This is a genomic window from Vibrio sp. 10N.247.310.17 (assembly GCF_041466605.1).
Taxonomy (GTDB): Bacteria; Pseudomonadota; Gammaproteobacteria; order Enterobacterales; family Vibrionaceae; genus Vibrio; species Vibrio tasmaniensis_A.
In genome coordinates, this window is record NZ_JBFSTC010000003.1 from 125,423 (window position 1) to 144,114 (window position 18,692).

An 18,692-nucleotide genomic window follows, 5' to 3' on the forward strand; every position below is an offset into this window, starting at 1 on the left:
GAGCTATAAACATGCGCTAACGAGCACTCGGCCTTGCGCCGAGTGTTTTATTTTCGTCTCGACCATTTGATATAACAAAATAACGAACCAATAATTACCGCTCCGCCTAGTAGCTTTTGCATCTCAACCGTTTCACCCAACACGCTGACACTCAATAACAATGTCCACACTGGCTCAAGAATCATGATCAATGCCGCCACTTCCATGTTCACGGAGTGCTGACCGACAGTTTGCAATAAGTAACGGATCGATGTCGCGACAACCGCTGAGACGATAAACCAGAATATTAAGGTTTGAGTTATTTCAAACTCTGGTTGAGCAGTCATCGAAGCAAACGCTAACCCACTAACACCCACCACAAAAAGCTGAACGCAGATTGAAGCTATAGGTTTGACATTAGTAATCACTCGCTTATTCATCACAAAGTGAACCGAAAGCAACATCGATGCTAATAGGAAATAGATCTGACTCTGCTCAACGTGCCAGCCGTTAGTTAGGGTCAGTAGCAACATACCGATAATCGCAATTGGAAATGACATCCAAAAGGCGCGATTAGGCTTAACTCGAAATATAATCCAAGAGACAAACGGCGCGATGATCATGGCTAAGCTCATGATAAACGCTCCTTCCGACAAACTTTCCGTCATCGATACCGCAAATACCCATACTTGCAATGAAGCAGACAGCAACAAGCCAACGCCGCAAAGAGAAAGTACCTGCTTAAGCGAAAGCTTACGAATGTGATGAATACAAAATGGCAAAAGAATCAAACTCGCGACGAAGAATCGCACACCAATGAACACTGGCCCAGGCATTTCTAACACCACCAGCTTAGATGCAATCCATCCAATCCCAGCTAACAGGGTAGCAAATAGGAGATAAAGCTCTCCGCGCATCGCTTTCATCATCTTACTTGGTCCAATAACAAAAAAAGCAACCCGACTCTGCAAGGTTGCTTTTTATAAACATTCAACAGGATCGAGATATTATCTCAATACTCTGCTTCAGGCAGCTATTTTTAGCCTGCGTATTTTGGGTAATCCGTTAAACCTTTTTCAGCACCACCAAACAATGTGTTTGGATCGTGCGCTGCTAGTGGGTAACCATTTTGAATACGAGCGGGTAGATCCGGGTTTGCGACGAATGGACGACCGAAACCAACCATATCAGTTACGCCTTCAGCAACCGCTTTTTCACCGCGCTCGCTGTCGTATTTACCTGCGTAAATAAGCACGCCATTGTAAGCTTTACGAACCGCTGCTTTAAACGCTTTTGGCGTTTCAGGTGCGTCGTCCCAATCGACTTCTGCAACGTGCAGATAAACAATGTTGTATAGGTTAAGTAGCACCGCCGCCGCTGTGTAAGTCTCTACTGGCGTAGCGTCAACCGTACCATTCAACGATGTGAACGGAGCAAGGCGAACACCTACACGGTCAGCACCAATCGCTTCGACCATAGCTTCAACCACTTCACCTAGGAAACGTAAACGGTTTTCAATTGAGCCACCGTATTCGTCAGTGCGGTTGTTTGCTTCAGAGTCGATGAATTGGTTAATCAAGTAACCATTCGCGGCGTGAAGTTCGATACCATCAAAGCCCGCTTCAATCGCGTTCAAAGCCGCTTGGCGGTATTGACCAACCACGTTTTTGATGTCTTCTTTCGTCATCTCACGAGGTTCAACCACATCCACAAAACCCGGCTCATCAGTGCCATTATCGATGAATACTTTTACGTTTTCTGCTTTAAGTGCAGAAGACGAAATTGGTTGTTCACCACCAATGTTGTCTGGGTGTGTTACACGGCCTACATGCCAAAGTTGAGCGAAGATAACGCCCTCTTTTTCATGTACTGCATCGGTGACTTTTTTCCAACCCGCAATCTGCTCATCAGAGTAGATACCCGGAGTCCAAGCGTAACCTTGACCCATAGGTGAAATTTGTGTGCCTTCAGCGATAATCAAACCTGCAGAAGCGCGTTGAGCGTAGTAAGACGCCATCATATCGTTTGCTGAATTGCCAGGTTGCGTTGCGCGAGAACGCGTCATCGGTGGCATAACAATACGGTTTTTAAGTTCGATACTACCAAGTTGAATTGGTTGAAATAGTGCGTTTGTCATTGTTATATCCTCGATTAACCTAGTTGAATCAGTTCGATTTGGTAGCCATCTGGGTCTGTGATAAATGCGATGTGCGTTGAGCCACCTTTTACTGGCCCCGCTTCACGAGTGACGTTGCCACCCAGTGATTTGATCTTGTCGCATGCGGCGTAAATATCTTCCACACCCAATGCCAAATGACCAAACGCGCTGCCCATCTCGTACTCGTTAGTATCCCAGTTGTACGTTAGCTCGATAGTCGTGCCGCCTTGTTCGTAGCCAACAAAAACCAATGTGTAGCGGTAGTCGTTGTTTTCGTGGCGTTCAAGCTCTTTCATGCCTAATACTTTGGTGTAGAACTCGATAGACTTGTCTAAATCAGCAACTCGGATCATTGTGTGTAGGAATTTCATATTTCACCCTTATTGGCACCACAAGCATTGCGCCGTTATGATTTTGAGTGGAGGTTATCCACTAATCTCTGAGTGAAATAATACGATTCAGCGAGGAATTAATGAAATTATCAAAAATTCTCAATGTGATAATTTTTTGTTATGAACCTTATGACTAGCACGAACTCAATGACACAAAAAAGGGAAGCCAATGCTTCCCTTCGAGTTAGACTCTCAATTAAAACCGCAAACGCCTATCTTTAAGCGTCTTCGACATCGCATCTGATGTACTGATGACTTGTTCTCGGAACCATTTATGAGCAGGGTCATTATTCTGCTTCTTTAACCAAATCAAATAGTGAGATATAGGCTGATATTCAAAAGGTGGCTTAAACAACTGTAAACCTAGCCTTTCTTGAAACTGCACAGCCATAGATAAAGGCACTACGGTGATGTAATCCGATTGGCTACATAGCAAGATATTACTGAACAGTGATCGGCCGTGAAACACGATTTTACGCTTAGATAAATCCAATGATGTGTAGTGATTTAAACTGCGAACTTTCCGCCGTGTTCTATCTAATACGGCATGCTTTTCATTCATGAATTGCGCTTCGCTGATTTCACCTTGGATTCTCGGGTGATCCTCTCTACACACAATAACAAACTCGCCTTCATATAGAGTTTCACTAACAATGCTTGGGTGTTCAGGTACCACAATATCGATCATTGCATCGAACTCTTGAGTCAAAAGGTCTTCGTAAATACGCTCATCACTGTCTGGTTGGTCAAAGACTTCTAGCGATAGATTTTGATTAGGAAGCGCAGCAAAACTATTGAGTAAAATCCACTGTAAGTGCTCAGGTGCAGAAATCACAAACTTACGTTCAGAGGATTGTTCATCAAAATTAGCCATCGACTGAAATACATCATTCAATTCATGAATCGGCGTTTTGATTTGTTCATACAAACTTTGAGCATAAGAAGTAGGCGTAACACCTCGTCCTTTACGAACAAAAAGCTCTTGGCCTATCTCTTTTTTCAGTCGTGCCAATGCGGTACTAATGGTCGATTGATTGGTGCTGAGTTGATCCGCAGCTTTACTCAAACTGCCCTGCTCCATCACCGCAGAAAACACAGCAAGTAGGTTGAAATTGGGGATTTCGTTGCTCATATATCATTACTCGTTAGGCGACCATAAACACCATGCTATCGTAAAAACGATTAAATATCGTCAATAAAAACATTTATTAAAGGTATAACGCATCGATTATTTTGCTAATAAATAGCATATTAACCAGACTTTACTCACACTCATCAACCCTCAATAAATCTTCATATAGTGAGACAATAAAGCCATCCCTTCTCCGTAAGCCCTTTAATAATGGGGCGTACTTCATGCAACGCGCTTTGAAATCACAATATTGTCTCAAATTACATGACACTGAGTTTCCGTTCGGTACATATACATTCCTTTTGTGAATACTACAATGGCACCAAAATAATGACCCTCGGTATCAATATGAAAAACACTAAAATAATTTCCCTACTCTTAAGCGGTGCGGCTATCGCTTACTCTGGTTCTGCGCTGGCTGAAAAGGAACAACTCTCAGTTCAGGAAGCCGCAAAAAAATCGGCTAACCCGGTATCTGACGTATGGATGCTAATCACTCAGAATGATTACACCTTTCTTGAGAAAGAAGATGGCCACCATGAAATGCAAAACCGTTTCAGCTTTCAACCAGTAATGCCTGTTCCTATCATGGATGGCGAATGGAACTTGGTGAACCGTCTGGTAGCCAACCACTACAGTTCACCAGGTGACCGTGAAGACGGTGATTTCTTTGAAGGTCGTACAAATGGCATGGGAGACACCGTCTTTCTATCAATGGCAGCGCCTAACCGTGATGACGGCTGGATTTGGGGTGTTGGTCCAACGGTGATCATGCCAACTGGTACTGATGGTTTAACCCAAGATAAATGGCAAGTAGGCCCTGCGGCAATGGTCGCTCGCCTTGGTAAAGAAACCGGTAACCCAGCAAGTATTGAAAGCTGGAACGTTGGTTTCTTAGCTCAGCAATGGTGGGATGTAGGCGGTAGCGACAGCGTTACTGAATCAACCAATCAAGCGGACATCCAGTACTTCTTAAACTATCGTGTCAGCAACACCGCGTTAATTGGTATGACGCCTAATATTCAAATTGATTGGACAAAAGATGGTTCCGACCAATTTACTGTACCTGTCGGGTTAGGCTATATCGATATGTTTAAGATTGGACCGATGCCTGTTCGTTGGGGTGTAGAACTTCAATATTACGTAATGAAACCAGACGCAAATGTTAATACGACCAATCCAGCTGAGTATGTGCCATATGCACCAGATTGGAACCTAAAATTCTTTATTGCTCCTGTTACATTAAACCCGTTCAAATAATCGATTAAAATCCTCCCTAGAGCTGGTCTAATTTATTCAATATTTTAGGCCAGCCTTTTTAGTACTTTTCATCGACTTCTATGATCCAAACCAAGTTAATGAACAATGTTTTCTATCTGTATATGAGCCTTTTCAAATAAATCACTTTACCGATTTAGAGTTATAACTACTAATCGTAATTACGATATTATCAAATCGTAATTCTGGGTAGATACTGGTCAAAACTCTTTCTATTATCCTGCTAACAAATCAATCACCAGCCCAAATAGAAAACTGACAAATGTTTTACTTTGGTATGTCAATTGTCATGGAAGAGCCCCTCGATTGTCGAGGTAATACACGTAATAAAAACAGTCGCTAGAAAGCCGCGCGAATATTAATTCGAACGCTTCATAGCCATTTCATTTACGTCTGCTGACAAATAATAAAGATTGATTTGTAGAGAAGCATATTCGCTTCTTGATACCGAGAATCGGTTGTCTGGACTGTGCAATATCACTTTAAATATCATCTATTACTTTTGTTTATTATGGGCACTAATCTACCCACATAATAGACATCTACTTTCTAAGATGTCATTAAAGGTGACTTCTAGGCTGCAAATTCTCTCTTCTTATTGATGTAGGTTGAGATATGAACTTTATAAAAATCATTTTCCAGAAAATCTGGGCCGTTGTGATGGTCTTGATTAAATTCTGCCTGTTTATGGCGGTAATGTTTGCTGGTGCATGGGCTCTTGCACCGTTAGGCACTATCCATTCTAAAGACATCGACATGTCTCAATTCAACAATCATCCCAATGAAATGATGATGAACTTCTTCCAGATGGAGTACTTCTCTGGTTACTTGTTCTCGGTGACCATTGCTGTGGTATTAGCCGGTGTTTACGGCATGTGGCAGTTGCATGAACTGGGTGTGCATAAAGCAAAAGAACACAAAAGCGCTCACGTACAGATCGTGTTTGCACTGTCACTTTGCGGGCTCTTCATCAGCAAAACATTCTGGGTTATCGCCTTGGTTATCGCGCTAGCGAACTGGAAACATATTGGTCAATCACTGAGTGATGTCATTCGCCGTGGTGTGCAGCCTAAACAAGACGCGACCAATTCAGAGGCAGCCGCAGTCCACGTATCACCTGAAAAATCGGCAACAGAGCCGTCTCAAACACAACAGTCTCCAGTAGAACCGTCTTCAGAAGCTCAGCCTTCAAAAGAACAGGCTTCAGAAGAAAAGACTCCAACAAAACCATCCCCTACAGAAAAAGAGGTCGCATAATGAAAGAGATGATGATTCCATACATCCTAATTGTATGGTCACTGTTTGCGACAGGCGCACTGAAGAAGAACTTCAAAAACTACACGTGGGCTGCCATTGGCGGCGTAACGATTCTTGCGGTATTGGCGGTTATTTCTCGCTTGTGGGCGCCGGTTGATTTAACGAACTCAACCACAGTAAAAGCACCACACGCGGTAATGTCGCCTGTATTTGGCCAACAAATTGATGAAATCCATGTTGACCACAACCAACGAGTAAAAGAAAACGATGTACTTTACACACTCGTCGACATTAACTCTGCAGCTGACAAAGCAAAGATCGAATCTGCCATTGTTAAGAAGGAAGAACAGATCAAGCAGATGACACGAGATCTTGAGCGTGCTGAAACATCACCGCAAATCTTTAATGCGCGTGATGTTGAGAAATACGATTCTGACCTACGTGTAATGAACGCTGAACTTAATTCATTGGTTGCCGATCTTCAAAAAGTGAACTGGGCGCAAGAGAAAAAGACGATTCGTGCTGAGTTTGATGGACAAGTCGCGATTGTCAACATTGCCGAAGGTTCAGTCATGGGCAACATGCACCTTTACAACACCAACAAGAAATTTTTAGAAATGCGAGTTTCTGATCAAACTTACGGATATGTTCAAAAAGGCGATTTCGCAGAGTTTTTCGTTGATGCATACCCAGGTCACGTGTTCAGAGCAAAAGTACACAGCTTCACAACCGGTACTGGCGAAGCGGCTATTTCTCCATTTCAAGGCCCACAGAGTGTTGGTCAACACGTTGTAAGAAATAGTAACGGATTAGGCCGTACCATCGTTCTTGAGATCATCGAACCAGAAGGTTTCGATATCCCAATTGGTGCGGCTGGTGCGGCTTGGATTTCTGCTGAGAAACCGCATCCGTTCTGGGGCTTCATTGATGTTATCGGTGCAGCAACAGTTCGCCTGCAATCTTACAAGTCTTACTTAGGAGCTTGGTAAGCACTTAGATAATCGAAAATATTACTTTTAGTTCTTTAAGAAATGCCCTAGTTTTCAGGGCATTTTTGTATCTATCACAAACCAATCTTCCTAATTTAACCTTCGATACAAATCGAAAAATCAATATAAATAACAACTCAATCATCGTAAAAGCGATATGTCGAAATACTATTAGCGTGTAGATAGCGACCTCTATCCTCTCTATTATTTGAGTCAAGAAATCCAATTCCTGTATCCAAATATAAGGTCACTATCATGACTAATACATTCAAAAAAATGGCTCTTCCTGTTGCTATCGCAAGCGCACTATTTGCTTCTGGCTTTGCATCAGCAACACCTATTGTTGAAGCAACATCAACGGTAGGCCAAGAGCTTCAAACCGCAAATGCAGCTCAATACCAAAACATCGATCTTGATGCACGCTACAAAAGCGAGGTTCTATTCGAACACAAGTCAAACATGTTCTGGGGTAAAGGCGAACGTATCCAGGTTGTTTCTAAAACGGGCGATTCTCTAGCTTACACTGCAGAATCTGACCACGTTCATCCAATCCTAACCAAGCATGGTCGTAAAATGGACCAAGCTATCATCCAAGTAGATGACAATATTTACCTTGGTTACGGCTTCGGTCTAGACACACCAGTCATGATTGAAGGTACTGACGGCATCATCATTGTTGATCCAGGCGAGTCAGTAGAAATGGCTCAATCGGTTAAAGAGCAGTTCCGTCAAATCACAGACAAACCGGTTAAAGCAATCATCTACTCTCACAACCACATCGACCACATCTCTGGCGTGCGTGCATGGGTTACTGACGAAGAAGTAGCATCAGGTGAAGTAAAAATCATCGCTGAAGAAGGCCTAACAGCTGCAGTGGCTAACTGGTCTTCAAACCTAGGTACTCTATTTGGTCACCGCACTTCTTACACAGGTGCTAAGCACGTAGAAGAAGGTGAGCACGGTACAGTAAATGACGGCCTTGGCCCACGCTTCATGCAAGGTGCTATTTCGTTCATCGAACCAAACCTGCTTGTACCAAGCCAAAGCCACATCGAAATCGAAATCGCTGGCGTGAAAATGCACATTGAGAACGTGCCATCTGAAACGAAAGATGAGTTAGTGGTTTACTTCCCAGATCAGAAAATCCTGCACGCTGCGGAAGTACTTCAAGGAGAGAACTTCCCTAATCTTCACACTATTCGTGGTACTAAATTCCGTGACCCATCAATGTGGTTCAAGGGCATCGACGTAATGCGTAAGTTCGACACTGAGATCATGATTAACTCTCACGGTCGTCCAGTTGAAGGTAAAGAAGCGGTAGCTGACGTACTAACGGCTTACCGTGATGCGATTCAATACACGCATGACCAAACTATCCGTTACATGAACAAAGGTATGACGCCGGACGAGCTAGTTGAAGTCGTTAAACTTCCTAAGCACCTTGCTGAGCACCCTTGGTTAGGAGAGCACTACGGTACCGTTGCACATGCTGTTCGTCAGATCTACGTTGGTTACAACGGTTTCTTCGAAGCAGACCCATGGCAATTAGAGCCAATGGCTTACGAGCAACGTGCTAAAGCGTTCGTAGAGATCATGGGCGGCCGTGAGAACATCCTTACGACTGCACAAGCAGCAATTAAGGCTGAAAACTACACATTTGCAGCAGAAATTCTTTCTTACCCAATCACGGTAAACAAGCAAGATATGGAAGCTCGCGAGATGAAAGCACAAGCTTACAAAGCATGGGCTGCAGACCAAGTGAACATCAACTGGCGTAACTGGGCGCTTAACGCGGCGGCTGAACTAGAGAACAAACGTGACTTCTCTAACATGATCAGCTTCGCTTCTGTTGACGTGCTTACTGCGCTACCAAGTAAGCAGATCTTCGACATGATGACTTCAACGCTTATCGCAGAAAACTCGTTAGACGTGAACATGATGCTAACGTACAACTTCTCTGATACGAACGAAGCATTCACTATCGAAATCCGTAACGGTATTGCTCAGTTACACGAAGAAGCAGTAAAAGGCGCAGACGTTCAAATCGACACCACTCGTGCAGTACTGAACCAAATCTTGATTGCGGGTCCAAACGCTCAACAAGTGATTGGTAGCAACCTACAGTCTGGTGCATTCAAGTTCTCGAACGGCGACATCAAAGGCTTCGGTCAATTCATGAGCTACTTCGATAAGCCAATGACTCCAGAAGAGATCATGCTAATCGTTCGTTAATTAGATATACACCAAGCAAAGGCATGCTAAGGATGGCCAGCCGATAACTTAGGGACCTATTGTGGTCCCTTTATCGTTTATTTATTGGTACAGTTCGCAACCTTCACTCAACAATCTCGATCTATTGTTGAAGTAAGAAAACTGCCCTAGTTCGTTTAAGGTTCACACATGCTAAAACGATTTGCTCTCATTCTTTCACTCACATCTTCCCTAACTTTCGCTTGTGGTCTTCACCAAGATACAGGATTTAGTTTAGTGACAGAGCCCGGTTCACTAGAAGTCTTTGGCAACGTCATCACAGCCAGACAAGACGATGAATTCAACAACCTCAATAAACCGGATCATTTTCGACTCTTTGCCATCAAGGCTGCGCTTGCGAAACCCCACCCAAGCAAAATTGAGTTCAACTTATTCGAAGCAATTAAAGGTCATTACAGCCAAGTTAAACTTGAGAAAGGTGTCGATGTGTCAGGTCGAGATACTTTGCCTACAGAGGAAGATCTATTACTGATTACGGAACTCGATGTGTTCGATGCGCTAGCTACTGGCACCATATCTTGGGATCACGCGACACTAAACGGTTTGGTGATCATCAATGGCCCACAAGATAAACGAGAGCAACTTGAAGATTGGCTTAGTGATATTTTTGAAGGGTAGTTGGAATGAATTTAGTGAGAGAACAACGCCATAATCGAACCAGATACGGCTCGATTATGGGTAATTGAAGAGCAGTTAAATTGAAAAACAGTTACGCAGCTTGAGTCGCGATGTTTTTCCGCTGATTTCGAGTCATCAAATGATAAACCACAGGCACAAAGTAGAACGAGATAAGCGTGGTTAACACAGTACCGCCCACAATCGCGACCGCAAACGGAGGCCAGAAACCACCGCCAGCAATGATCAATGGCATAAAGCCGCCCACGGTTGTGATCGTGGTTGAACTGATATGTCGAGTACATGACATCACAGCTTCAACGACTGCATCTACATTGCCGGAGGAAGCCTCTTTATCGAGTTTCAATTCGGTCAGAATCACAATGGCCGCGTTAATCGCTAAGCCCGCAATCCCAAGCATCGCGATGATCACCGTAAAACCAAATGGATAACCGAAGATCCACACCGACAACAACCCTAGCCCACCAGCCAATCCTGCGACCATGAAGATGATGCTGCTCATTCGGAACGAGTTAAACGACATCACCACCACCAACACCATCAATACCACCACGACAGCGACATTCGAGATGAGGCTGTTGACTGAATTATCTCGTTCAGCGGATTCACCACCAAAACCAATCGTATAGCCCGATGGCATCTGATAGCTTTCTAGGCGTTTTTGGAATTCATTGAGCACGGTTTGAGGTAAGACACCCGCTTCAATATAACCCTCAATGGTATTGACACGTTGCCCATTACGGCGGGTGATCGCACCTCGACTTGTGGTCAATTCAAGCTCAGCCAAAGTAGACACATTGATACCCGTAGAATAGACATCTGAGCTTATCGGCAAGCGAATATTACTCAGGTGAGCCAAGTTTTCACGCGCATCATCCGCCACACGAACACGGATTGGTACCGATTCACTGCCCTCAATCACCGAGCCACTTTCACGACCTGTCAGCGTAGTTTGAAGCATGCCAGCAAACTGATTGAGTGAGATACCGTTAAGTTTCGCTGTGTCTTCATCAACCTTCAACCATACCTTCGCCGTGCCTGGTTGCAGCGTTTCCCTTGTGTGCGTGACATGAGGAACACCTGCAAGAATCAATCGCACATCTTCACCAATCACTTTTAGGGTATCGAGATTTTCACCATACACTCGCAGTTCAACGGGCGCGGTAAATGGAGGCCCTTGGTTAAGCTTACGTACCAAGATTTGTGCTTCCGGCACCTCTTCATCCAACACCTTTTGCAACTGTGGAATTAGCGCATTGGCTTGGTCAAAGTTCTCTGTTTTCACCATGGCTTGCGAGAAGTACGGCGCGTTATTTTGCCTCGCTTGCAGGTTGTAATAGAAGGATGGGAAGTTTGCACCCACGAGCCAATCGATACGCTCCACTTCAGGGTAACGATGAATGATATCGTCGATTTTTTCAGAGGTGTTTTTAGTGGCATAAATGCTCGCTTGCGGCGGCATATAAACCTGAATCTCAAACATGTCTCGGTCTGATGGTGGGAAGAATTGCTCAGTCAGCTGAGACATACTCCAGTAACCGGTAAACGGAACCAACAACACCAAAGCAATCGTGATGATTGGATGCGTGACACCAAAGCGGACAGAAGATGAGAACCAGCGCGTCAAAGCCGGGATTCTCAAACCCGTCATGTACCAATGGTGCTGTCCTTTCTTGTCGACATCACTGAGTTGCTTGGGCAGTAGCTTGGTCGCTAAGCCTGCGATTAAGGTGTGCGAGATGATGTAAGAGCCGATCAATGAGAAAGAAACGGTAATCGCAATACCACCGACAAATTCACCCGATGCACCCGGCATCAAGATAATCGGAGCAAACGCCAACACGGTAGTTAAGGTTGAGCCTAATAACGGCACCCATAAATGCTTCAATGCATTCATGGTCGCTTCAGCGCGCTGTTGCCCTTTCAAACGATAAGCTTGAATTGTATCGACCATCACCACCGCGTTATCAACCATGATCCCGAGCGCCACAATTAGGCCTGTCACCGACATTTGGTTAATCGGCACACCGGTCATTTTCATGATCGACAAGGTCAATAATGAGGTTAACGGCAGAGAAATGGCGACTAAGATCGCGGCACGCACGCCTAAAGTCACAAACAACACAATCAAGATCAGACCGAAACCGATCATCAAGCTTTTGCCTAAATCGTCTAAGCGAGTTTCGGTATAACCTTGCTGATTAAAGAGCACCGTCACCTTAACGTTACTTGGTAACTCTTGCTCAAATTTACCAATCAGAGCATTAGCTCGCGACGTCCAGTTGTCGACTCGCAGATCAGGATGCATTCTTGCCGCGACAATCACACCCGGCTCACCATCAATAATGGCAATCTGGTCTTGTGGGGTTTTCTCACCACGTTTCACAGAAGCAATGTCTTCCATACGGATGATGTGACCTTTGCTATCAGTGGCTATTGGCACTTGCTTAATGCGTTCAATAGAATCGAGTTCAGATTTAATTTCTAAGCCAAAGCGAGAATAAGCACTCACTAACTCGCCGGCGGAGTTCTTGGCGTCTGCCCCTTCGAGCGACTCAGCAATATTGGCACTTGAACGCCCCAACGCGGCGGCATCGGCCGTACGTAAACTGATTTGAATCTCTTCTTGTGGCATCCCGTATTCATCAACGAATTCAGTACCCGACAAAGTTCTTAGTCGCTTAGCGAGTTCTTTGGCATAGCGCCCGAGTGTTAATCGGTCAGGTTCACCTGCACCAGACCAGGTTAGAGATGCGATAGTTGTGAAAGCATAGGTATGATCACTGTCGAGATCGGGAGAATGAGAGCCCGCAGGCAAAATGGATTCGATGTCAGATAGCTTGTCGCGAGCTTGAGACCAAACTGGCTCAGGCTCGGTGATGGTGTCATTCAATTCTAAGGTGACAATAGACACGCCCGGCCTTGAGGTTGAGCTCACGAGTTTAACTTCACTCAGCTCACGCAGCTTGTTCTCGATAACTTCTGTTACCAAGGTTTCAACACGCTCGGCACTGGCTCCGGGGAAACTGGTTGTGATGTTCGCGTAACGGTTGATGATTACTGGGTCTTCTGCACGTGGCAACGTCATGAACGCAGAAATACCACTCACCATCAGCAGTGCTGTCATTAAGATAAGCAGTCGAGTGTTGGAAATAGTCTCTATGATTTTCATGCTATTTCCTATTCAGCAGTAACGCTTGCTGGCTTCACGGTTTGTCCAGGAACTAAACGATGTAAGCCACTGGCAATCACTTGTTCACCGTCTTCAATCGCCCCACTCACGTACGCTTGTTGATTGTTGGCAAACAACACCTGAACACTTCGGCGCTCAACTTTGTTGTCTTCACCAATCACAAAGATGTTCCACACACCGCGCAATCCATCAATCAAACCCGTTAATGGCACCCAGTAGCCTTGGTCATCAATCTGCTCATCAAATTTCAAATAGGCAAGTTGCCCTTCTAACACCGACGATTGTTCAGGAAACAAGTAACGCAAACCGACACTGCAAGACTGTGTGTCGACCATTGCGCCCGGATTCAACAGGCTCACAGCGAATTCATCTCGCCCGACGCGAATACTTGGGGCGGAAAGTGAAGTAACCTTTTTCATTTGATGGGCAGGAATACCGATCAAGGCTTCTTTCCCTTCAGAGGCAAGCAGTGTAAGAGTTGGATTCCCTACATTCACTACATCTCCAAGCGAGACAAAGCGTGTTGCGATGGTCCCTGAATATGGCGCACGAACTGTCGATTTCACCAGCTTCAATTGATTGCCTTTTACCGAGGCATCAATACGCAGCAAGTTCGCCTGCAATACGCGTTGCTCACTGGTTAACGAATCAATCTCAGCTTCGGCACTGAAGCCTTTCGCTTTCAATGAACGTTGACGTTTAAGGTTCGCTGCCACCAAACTCAATTGAGCTTTGACTTCTTCAGCCTGCGCTTTCAGTTGGCTAGACTCGGTTTCCAAAAGTTGGGTATCCAGTCTGATCAACGGCTGACCCGTTGTGACTGTGTCACCGACATCCACCAGAATCTCGTTTACTTTGCCCGCCAGTTCGAAACCTAAATTAGCCTGTTGACCCGCCTTAACCACACCCACATATTCACGCTGCACTGCATAAGAGGAAGAGAGCGCCAAGGCCATCGTTTCCACGGTTAAAATGGTTTGGACGCTCGATGCCGTTTCAGCGGTTGAATCAACCGACTCTTGGGCTTGTTCCTTTTCGCCACATCCAACAAGAAAAGCCGACAACGCCACTGCCACTGCGCTTCCCTTCATCAATTTATACATACGTACTGTTCCTATGCGGTACTCAATTATGTTCTTTTTTTAGACCAACCAAATCAAACTAGACTGTCTAGTTTGATTGTGTTGAAAATAAGTTTCATCGTTAATGATTGATAAAAGCATCACAAAAAGCATAATGCTTAGCGTAAAACGAGACACATAGAACTGAGCACCAACAGGCGCTAAGCAACGAGACAAACTAGGTAACGAGAAGCAAGCACGTGACTAAAATCATCAAGAGTGAACAGAAGAGATCGCAGATCTTAACCGCAGCCAGCCAACTTTTCTCTGAACATGGCTTCAAGATCAATATGGATCAGATAGCCAAAGCAGCGAACGTTTCTAAGCAAACGGTCTACTCTCACTTTAAAAACAAAGACGAACTTTTCGAAACCTGCATGCAAACCAAGTGTGCGGAGCGAGAACTCAGTCCTGCAGCCTTTGATATGGATGCTGCGGTGGGTGATGAGTTGGTGAAGTTTGGTGTGAAGTTTCAGGATTTATTACTTGATGAACAATCTAGACAAACCTTTCAAAATGCCATTAGCCAAGCGAATACGCATCCAGAGATCGCCTCTATCTATTTAGAAACTGGGCCTCAGAAAACCACCAAATTACTTGCTGATTATTTGCAGTCGAAAATAGATTCTGGTGATCTCACACTGTCGACATCAAGCTCGCCAGTCATTGCAGCCAGACAACTGCTGCTTATGTTCCATGGTAAGTCAGCGTATTGGGGATTCTTCGGACACGATAGCGGAGAATCTGAAGAAGAAAGACTTCACTACACTCGCGAGTGTGTCGCGCTATTCTTAAACGGCAATCAGCCTCGTTAATCGTTCAAGGTTCATGTCGCCGTTAGCTCGCATTTGAAACTGACTCAAGAAGTAACTCATAGAAACGTTTAGCAGCAGGGCCTGTCTTGGCTCCTTTTGGTAAAGTCAGGTGCAGCGGAACGTGATACCCACTGCCATTTTCGACATTCAACACAGTGAGCTTGTCACTTCCTCGGCTTTCAACAATGTGCTTTGGTAGTCGACAATACCCGACTCCCTGCTCTACCGCGCCAAACGCATGGTCGAAATTATCCACCGTAATACGCTGACTCGACTTCAACCAACCCACATCCTGTTTGTTGCCTTGGCTTTTAGTGCCTTGATTAGATCGTGTACCTAAATCTCGCACCACAATTTGCGGCAAAGACGACAGTTGATTCAACGACACTGAAACGGCACTTACTAACGGATGTGAGCTAGCAACTACTGGCTCCATCAGCGTAAAACCAAAGGCTTCGGCTGAGTAGTTAGTAATAGGCAAGTTGATGATAGCCACATCAGCCAGTTCTTGAGTCACCATTTCCGTTGTTTTAGACAGGGATGTTTCAATCACTTGTATCGATGTGGTGTTGTTCTCCGTCAAAAATGCAGCCATCGGTTGATAAAGGCGTTCAAGGCAGCACAAGTGATCAACAGCAACCACAATTTCAGACTCAACACCTTTCGCTAGCTGTTCACTGATCAACTCTAGCTCGCGAGCTTGTTCCAACATACTGCTTGCACGGCGCAACAGTGATTTCCCATCCTCCGACAAGACCGCCCTACGACCTTCAACCTGCACTAAAGTCACGCCTAATTGGTCCTCCAATTTTCTCAGCGCATAGATCAGCGTGGTGTGACTCTTGTTCAATTGCAGTGCCGCTGCCTGAATACTGCCTGCGCGGTCAATCTCGTAAAGGGTTTGCCATTGGTCGAGGGTGGTTTTCAATCTCATCGGTCTAAAATCCTGACAGTTAATAACTACATTATGAACTTTTCTGTCTGTTTTTTACAGGTAATATCTATTTCAACAGGCAATAAAGCCTCCTATGTTTTGCGAAATGACCATCAGTCTCAGCGCAATACCAAGTAACTGTTTGGAGAAATAACCATGAAATTATTACAAGTCGATTTTGAATTTAGCGGCCCATTTGGTGAAGAGATGTCAAACGCACTCGTTGACCTAGCAAAGTCTATTAACAACGAACCGGGCATGATCTGGAAAATCTGGACAGAGAGCGAAGCAGAAAAGCTGGGTGGCGGCGTCTACTTATTTGAAGATCAGCTGAGTGCTGAAACCTATCTGGCGATGCACGCTGCTCGCTTAAAAGAGATGGGCGTAGCGGAAGTTCGTGGGGTGATTTTTGACGTCAATCAGCCATTAACTACCATTAATAAAGGCCCAATCAACGGTTAATCAAACTTGTTCATTCGCTGAATGACAACAAAGATACTGAATCGCTAAGTCGCTAAGTCGCTAAGTCGCTAAGTCGCTAAGTAATAAATAGAGAGATACGTAATGAACAACAAAACTTTTCTTAGCCTACACGGCATTATTTACGCAGGGTTTGCCATCGCACTGTTTTTTATCCCAACTGTAATGTGGCCCATGTATGGTGTGGAAATTAATGATAAGTACGCTTACTTTCTCTCTCAACACACCAGTATCTTTCTGGGTGGTATCGCAGCGATAAGCTGGTTGCTTAGAGACATTGAACCCGGCGTATCAGCTAAAAAGCTCATCCAAGGTTTGGTGGTTACGAATATGCTTGGCGCCATCATCACACTGTATGCAGCGTTTACAGGAATCTTTGTTGGCTTTGGCTGGAGCGATCCAGCATTCTTCATTTCACTATCGGTACTCAGTGTTTTGCAGGCTCGTCGACAACGTTACTTACTTACTTAACGAGCTAGCAAACACAAAGAACAAAGCCAAACCAAAAAAGGCACCGGTGAATTGCTCATCGGTGCCTTTCTTTAATTACATGTCACAGCTCTCAAGAGCCAAGCGTTAGAACTCTTCTCAAGAACTAGGCTTATTGTCATGCTCCACAAAAATCAGCTCATCGGTATTGAAGCCACGCTCTTTCGACATCGCTTTGAACTTCTCCATCACTTCTGGCGCAACCTCTGGTGTTCTTGAAAGCAGCCATAAGTAATCGGTGTCTGGGCCAGAAACAAACGCGTATTGGTAATTCTCTTTGTCCAACTCGAATACCACATAAGCGCCATAGAAAGGGCCAAAGAAAGACACTTTCAAATAGCCTTGTTCAGAACCTTCAACAAAATACGCTTTGCCTTCCGCTTCGTTCCATTCACCTTCTTCAGCCGAATAGCCACGGTTAATCACCTTCACGCCGCCATCATCACGCAAGCTGTACTCAGCGCTAATGTTGTCTAAGCCACGCTCAAACGAGTGATCCAAACGAGCCACTTCGTACCATTTGCCCAAGTATCTATCCAATTCAAACTGTTGAACGGGCTTTACTGTTTCAGGCATGCCCACGCAACCACCCAATAGAATCACACTAAGCAGCAATAATATTTTTTTCATCCTAACCTCGGCTTGTTTTTATTAGTAATGCGAGTAAGCCTTGTGAAAACATAAACTTACATCCTTGGTAATACGTTAAATCCATTTTTAAAGTTCACCTAACTGTAATTTATTCAGAATCTTATGTGAATTGTTTAGTCTGCGAATGAATCAATGGTGTTTCATTGATGTTCGATATTGAGTCGGAGTCACCGCAAAATATACGGCAAGTTAACTTAATCAGGAGAGCAACTATGGACACTTTATTATTAAAAATCCGCGATATGATTCTTACCACTCGCTTTCTATACTTACTAAACAGTGGAACATGGAATAAATAACAATGAACAATAAGCTCACTTTGCCACGCACTGCATGGATTGCATTATTCGCTAGCCTAGTCTCTGTGCCATCGGCTTTTTCTCAAAGCCTAACCGCAGACCAGATCTTTACCAATGCCGACATATATGGGCATCGCGAGTCAGACTCGATCGTTACCCATAAAGGCAAGATCATCTTCATCGGTGACCACACTCAGGCGCAATCTTTTCAAGGTCAGAGTACCGATGTCATCGACTTGGAGAATGCCTTTGTTTTGCCGGGGTTCATTGATAATCATAACCATGTGTTTGAAGCCACCTCAGAGCTGGGTGGCAATTGCGAACTAGACTCTGAAGCCACATTAGAAGAGCAAATCCCTTACTTAGAAGCGTGTAAAATCAATGCCGAAACCAATGGTCGAGGCTGGCTGATGGGTTATGGCTTTTCTCTTGAGTCGACACTCGACAGCGACTCTGAATACACACCACTTGAGATCATCGACAGTATTTTCCCTGATCGCCCCGTGGTGCTTATGGAGCAAACCTCTCACTCTATGTGGGTCAACTCAAAAGCCTTAAAAATGGTTCATCGCGGATTAGCGGGAACTTAAAACAAAAACGGTAGTAAGTGATATGGTT

General features: G+C 44.6%; 16 protein-coding genes and 1 pseudogene. 9 read left to right on the top strand and 8 right to left on the bottom strand.

Features of this window, described 5'->3' with window-relative positions; translation table 11 throughout:
• Positions 1-47: 47 nt before the first annotated feature.
• From AB6D80_RS02010 to AB6D80_RS02025, 4 genes are all read right to left on the bottom strand, one after another.
• Positions 48-908, bottom strand: a complete 861-nt coding sequence (locus AB6D80_RS02010) for a DMT family transporter (RefSeq protein WP_372066059.1) — start codon at positions 906-908, stop codon at positions 48-50.
• Positions 909-1,018: 110 nt separating this feature from the next.
• Positions 1,019-2,116 carry an alkene reductase gene (locus AB6D80_RS02015; protein ID WP_269336044.1) on the bottom strand — a complete coding sequence of 366 codons (1,098 nt, stop codon included), beginning with the start codon at positions 2,114-2,116 and terminating at the stop codon, positions 1,019-1,021.
• A 14-nt stretch (positions 2,117-2,130) separates the two neighbouring features.
• On the bottom strand, positions 2,131-2,508 hold the full coding sequence (gene gloA / locus AB6D80_RS02020; protein WP_012604423.1) for a lactoylglutathione lyase: 378 nt from the start codon (positions 2,506-2,508) through the stop codon (positions 2,131-2,133).
• A gap of 217 nt (positions 2,509-2,725) precedes the next feature.
• Complete coding sequence (locus AB6D80_RS02025; RefSeq protein WP_065679599.1) at positions 2,726-3,661, bottom strand: LysR family transcriptional regulator; 936 nt, start codon at positions 3,659-3,661, stop codon at positions 2,726-2,728.
• 330 nt (positions 3,662-3,991) lie between these two features.
• Between AB6D80_RS02025 and AB6D80_RS02030 the strand changes: the two genes are divergently transcribed.
• The 5 genes from AB6D80_RS02030 (at position 3,992) to AB6D80_RS02050 (ending at position 10,074) form a co-directional block, all read left to right on the top strand.
• A complete protein-coding gene (locus tag AB6D80_RS02030) occupies positions 3,992-4,921 on the top strand; it encodes a hypothetical protein (RefSeq protein WP_017096898.1) in 930 nt (309 codons plus the stop codon).
• Between the two features lie 633 nt (positions 4,922-5,554).
• The gene (locus tag AB6D80_RS02035; RefSeq protein ID WP_017096899.1) at positions 5,555-6,196 is read left to right on the top strand and encodes a hypothetical protein; all 642 of its coding nucleotides are present in this window, start codon (positions 5,555-5,557) and stop codon (positions 6,194-6,196) included.
• Positions 6,196-7,185, top strand: coding sequence for an efflux RND transporter periplasmic adaptor subunit (locus AB6D80_RS02040; protein WP_017096900.1), 990 nt, complete (start codon positions 6,196-6,198; stop codon positions 7,183-7,185). The genes AB6D80_RS02035 and AB6D80_RS02040 overlap by 1 nt, the downstream gene beginning before the upstream one ends.
• A 255-nt stretch (positions 7,186-7,440) precedes the next feature.
• On the top strand, positions 7,441-9,417 hold the full coding sequence (locus AB6D80_RS02045) for an alkyl sulfatase dimerization domain-containing protein (RefSeq protein WP_372187640.1): 1,977 nt from the start codon (positions 7,441-7,443) through the stop codon (positions 9,415-9,417).
• A gap of 168 nt (positions 9,418-9,585) precedes the next feature.
• The gene (locus tag AB6D80_RS02050) at positions 9,586-10,074 is read left to right on the top strand and encodes a hypothetical protein (protein WP_012604429.1); all 489 of its coding nucleotides are present in this window, start codon (positions 9,586-9,588) and stop codon (positions 10,072-10,074) included.
• Positions 10,075-10,165: 91 nt separating this feature from the next.
• On the opposite strand, the gene AB6D80_RS02055 is transcribed toward AB6D80_RS02050, so the two are convergent.
• Both AB6D80_RS02055 and AB6D80_RS02060 read right to left on the bottom strand, forming a co-directional pair.
• A complete protein-coding gene (locus tag AB6D80_RS02055; RefSeq protein WP_372187641.1) occupies positions 10,166-13,264 on the bottom strand; it encodes an efflux RND transporter permease subunit in 3,099 nt (1,032 codons plus the stop codon).
• 8 nt (positions 13,265-13,272) lie between these two features.
• Positions 13,273-14,388: an efflux RND transporter periplasmic adaptor subunit gene (locus AB6D80_RS02060; protein WP_372187643.1), complete on the bottom strand. Its 1,116-nt coding sequence runs from the start codon at positions 14,386-14,388 to the stop codon at positions 13,273-13,275.
• 218 nt (positions 14,389-14,606) lie between these two features.
• Here AB6D80_RS02060 and AB6D80_RS02065 point away from each other — a divergent pair, with 218 nt between their 5' ends.
• Positions 14,607-15,221 carry a TetR/AcrR family transcriptional regulator gene (locus tag AB6D80_RS02065; RefSeq protein ID WP_004736309.1) on the top strand — a complete coding sequence of 205 codons (615 nt, stop codon included), beginning with the start codon at positions 14,607-14,609 and terminating at the stop codon, positions 15,219-15,221.
• A 22-nt stretch (positions 15,222-15,243) separates the two neighbouring features.
• Here AB6D80_RS02065 and AB6D80_RS02070 read toward each other — a convergent pair whose 3' ends face one another.
• Positions 15,244-16,155 (bottom strand): LysR family transcriptional regulator, encoded by a 912-nt coding sequence (locus AB6D80_RS02070; RefSeq protein WP_371707343.1) that lies wholly within the window; start codon positions 16,153-16,155, stop codon positions 15,244-15,246.
• Between the two features lie 156 nt (positions 16,156-16,311).
• Here AB6D80_RS02070 and AB6D80_RS02075 point away from each other — a divergent pair, with 156 nt between their 5' ends.
• Together AB6D80_RS02075 and AB6D80_RS02080 are read left to right on the top strand one after the other, a co-directional pair.
• A complete protein-coding gene (locus AB6D80_RS02075; RefSeq protein WP_054541072.1) occupies positions 16,312-16,617 on the top strand; it encodes a monooxygenase in 306 nt (101 codons plus the stop codon).
• 102 nt (positions 16,618-16,719) lie between these two features.
• Entirely contained in the window at positions 16,720-17,106 is a 387-nt protein-coding gene (locus tag AB6D80_RS02080) for a hypothetical protein (RefSeq protein WP_017104129.1), read from the top strand.
• Between the two features lie 117 nt (positions 17,107-17,223).
• Here the strand turns inward: AB6D80_RS02080 and AB6D80_RS02085 are convergent, their stop codons facing one another.
• On the bottom strand, positions 17,224-17,754 hold the full coding sequence (locus AB6D80_RS02085; RefSeq protein WP_017104130.1) for a lipocalin family protein: 531 nt from the start codon (positions 17,752-17,754) through the stop codon (positions 17,224-17,226).
• A gap of 322 nt (positions 17,755-18,076) precedes the next feature.
• Between AB6D80_RS02085 and AB6D80_RS02090 the strand changes: the two are divergent.
• Positions 18,077-18,637: pseudogene (locus AB6D80_RS02090) on the top strand (amidohydrolase family protein); the annotation flags it as partial.
• Positions 18,638-18,692 lie beyond the last annotated feature (55 nt).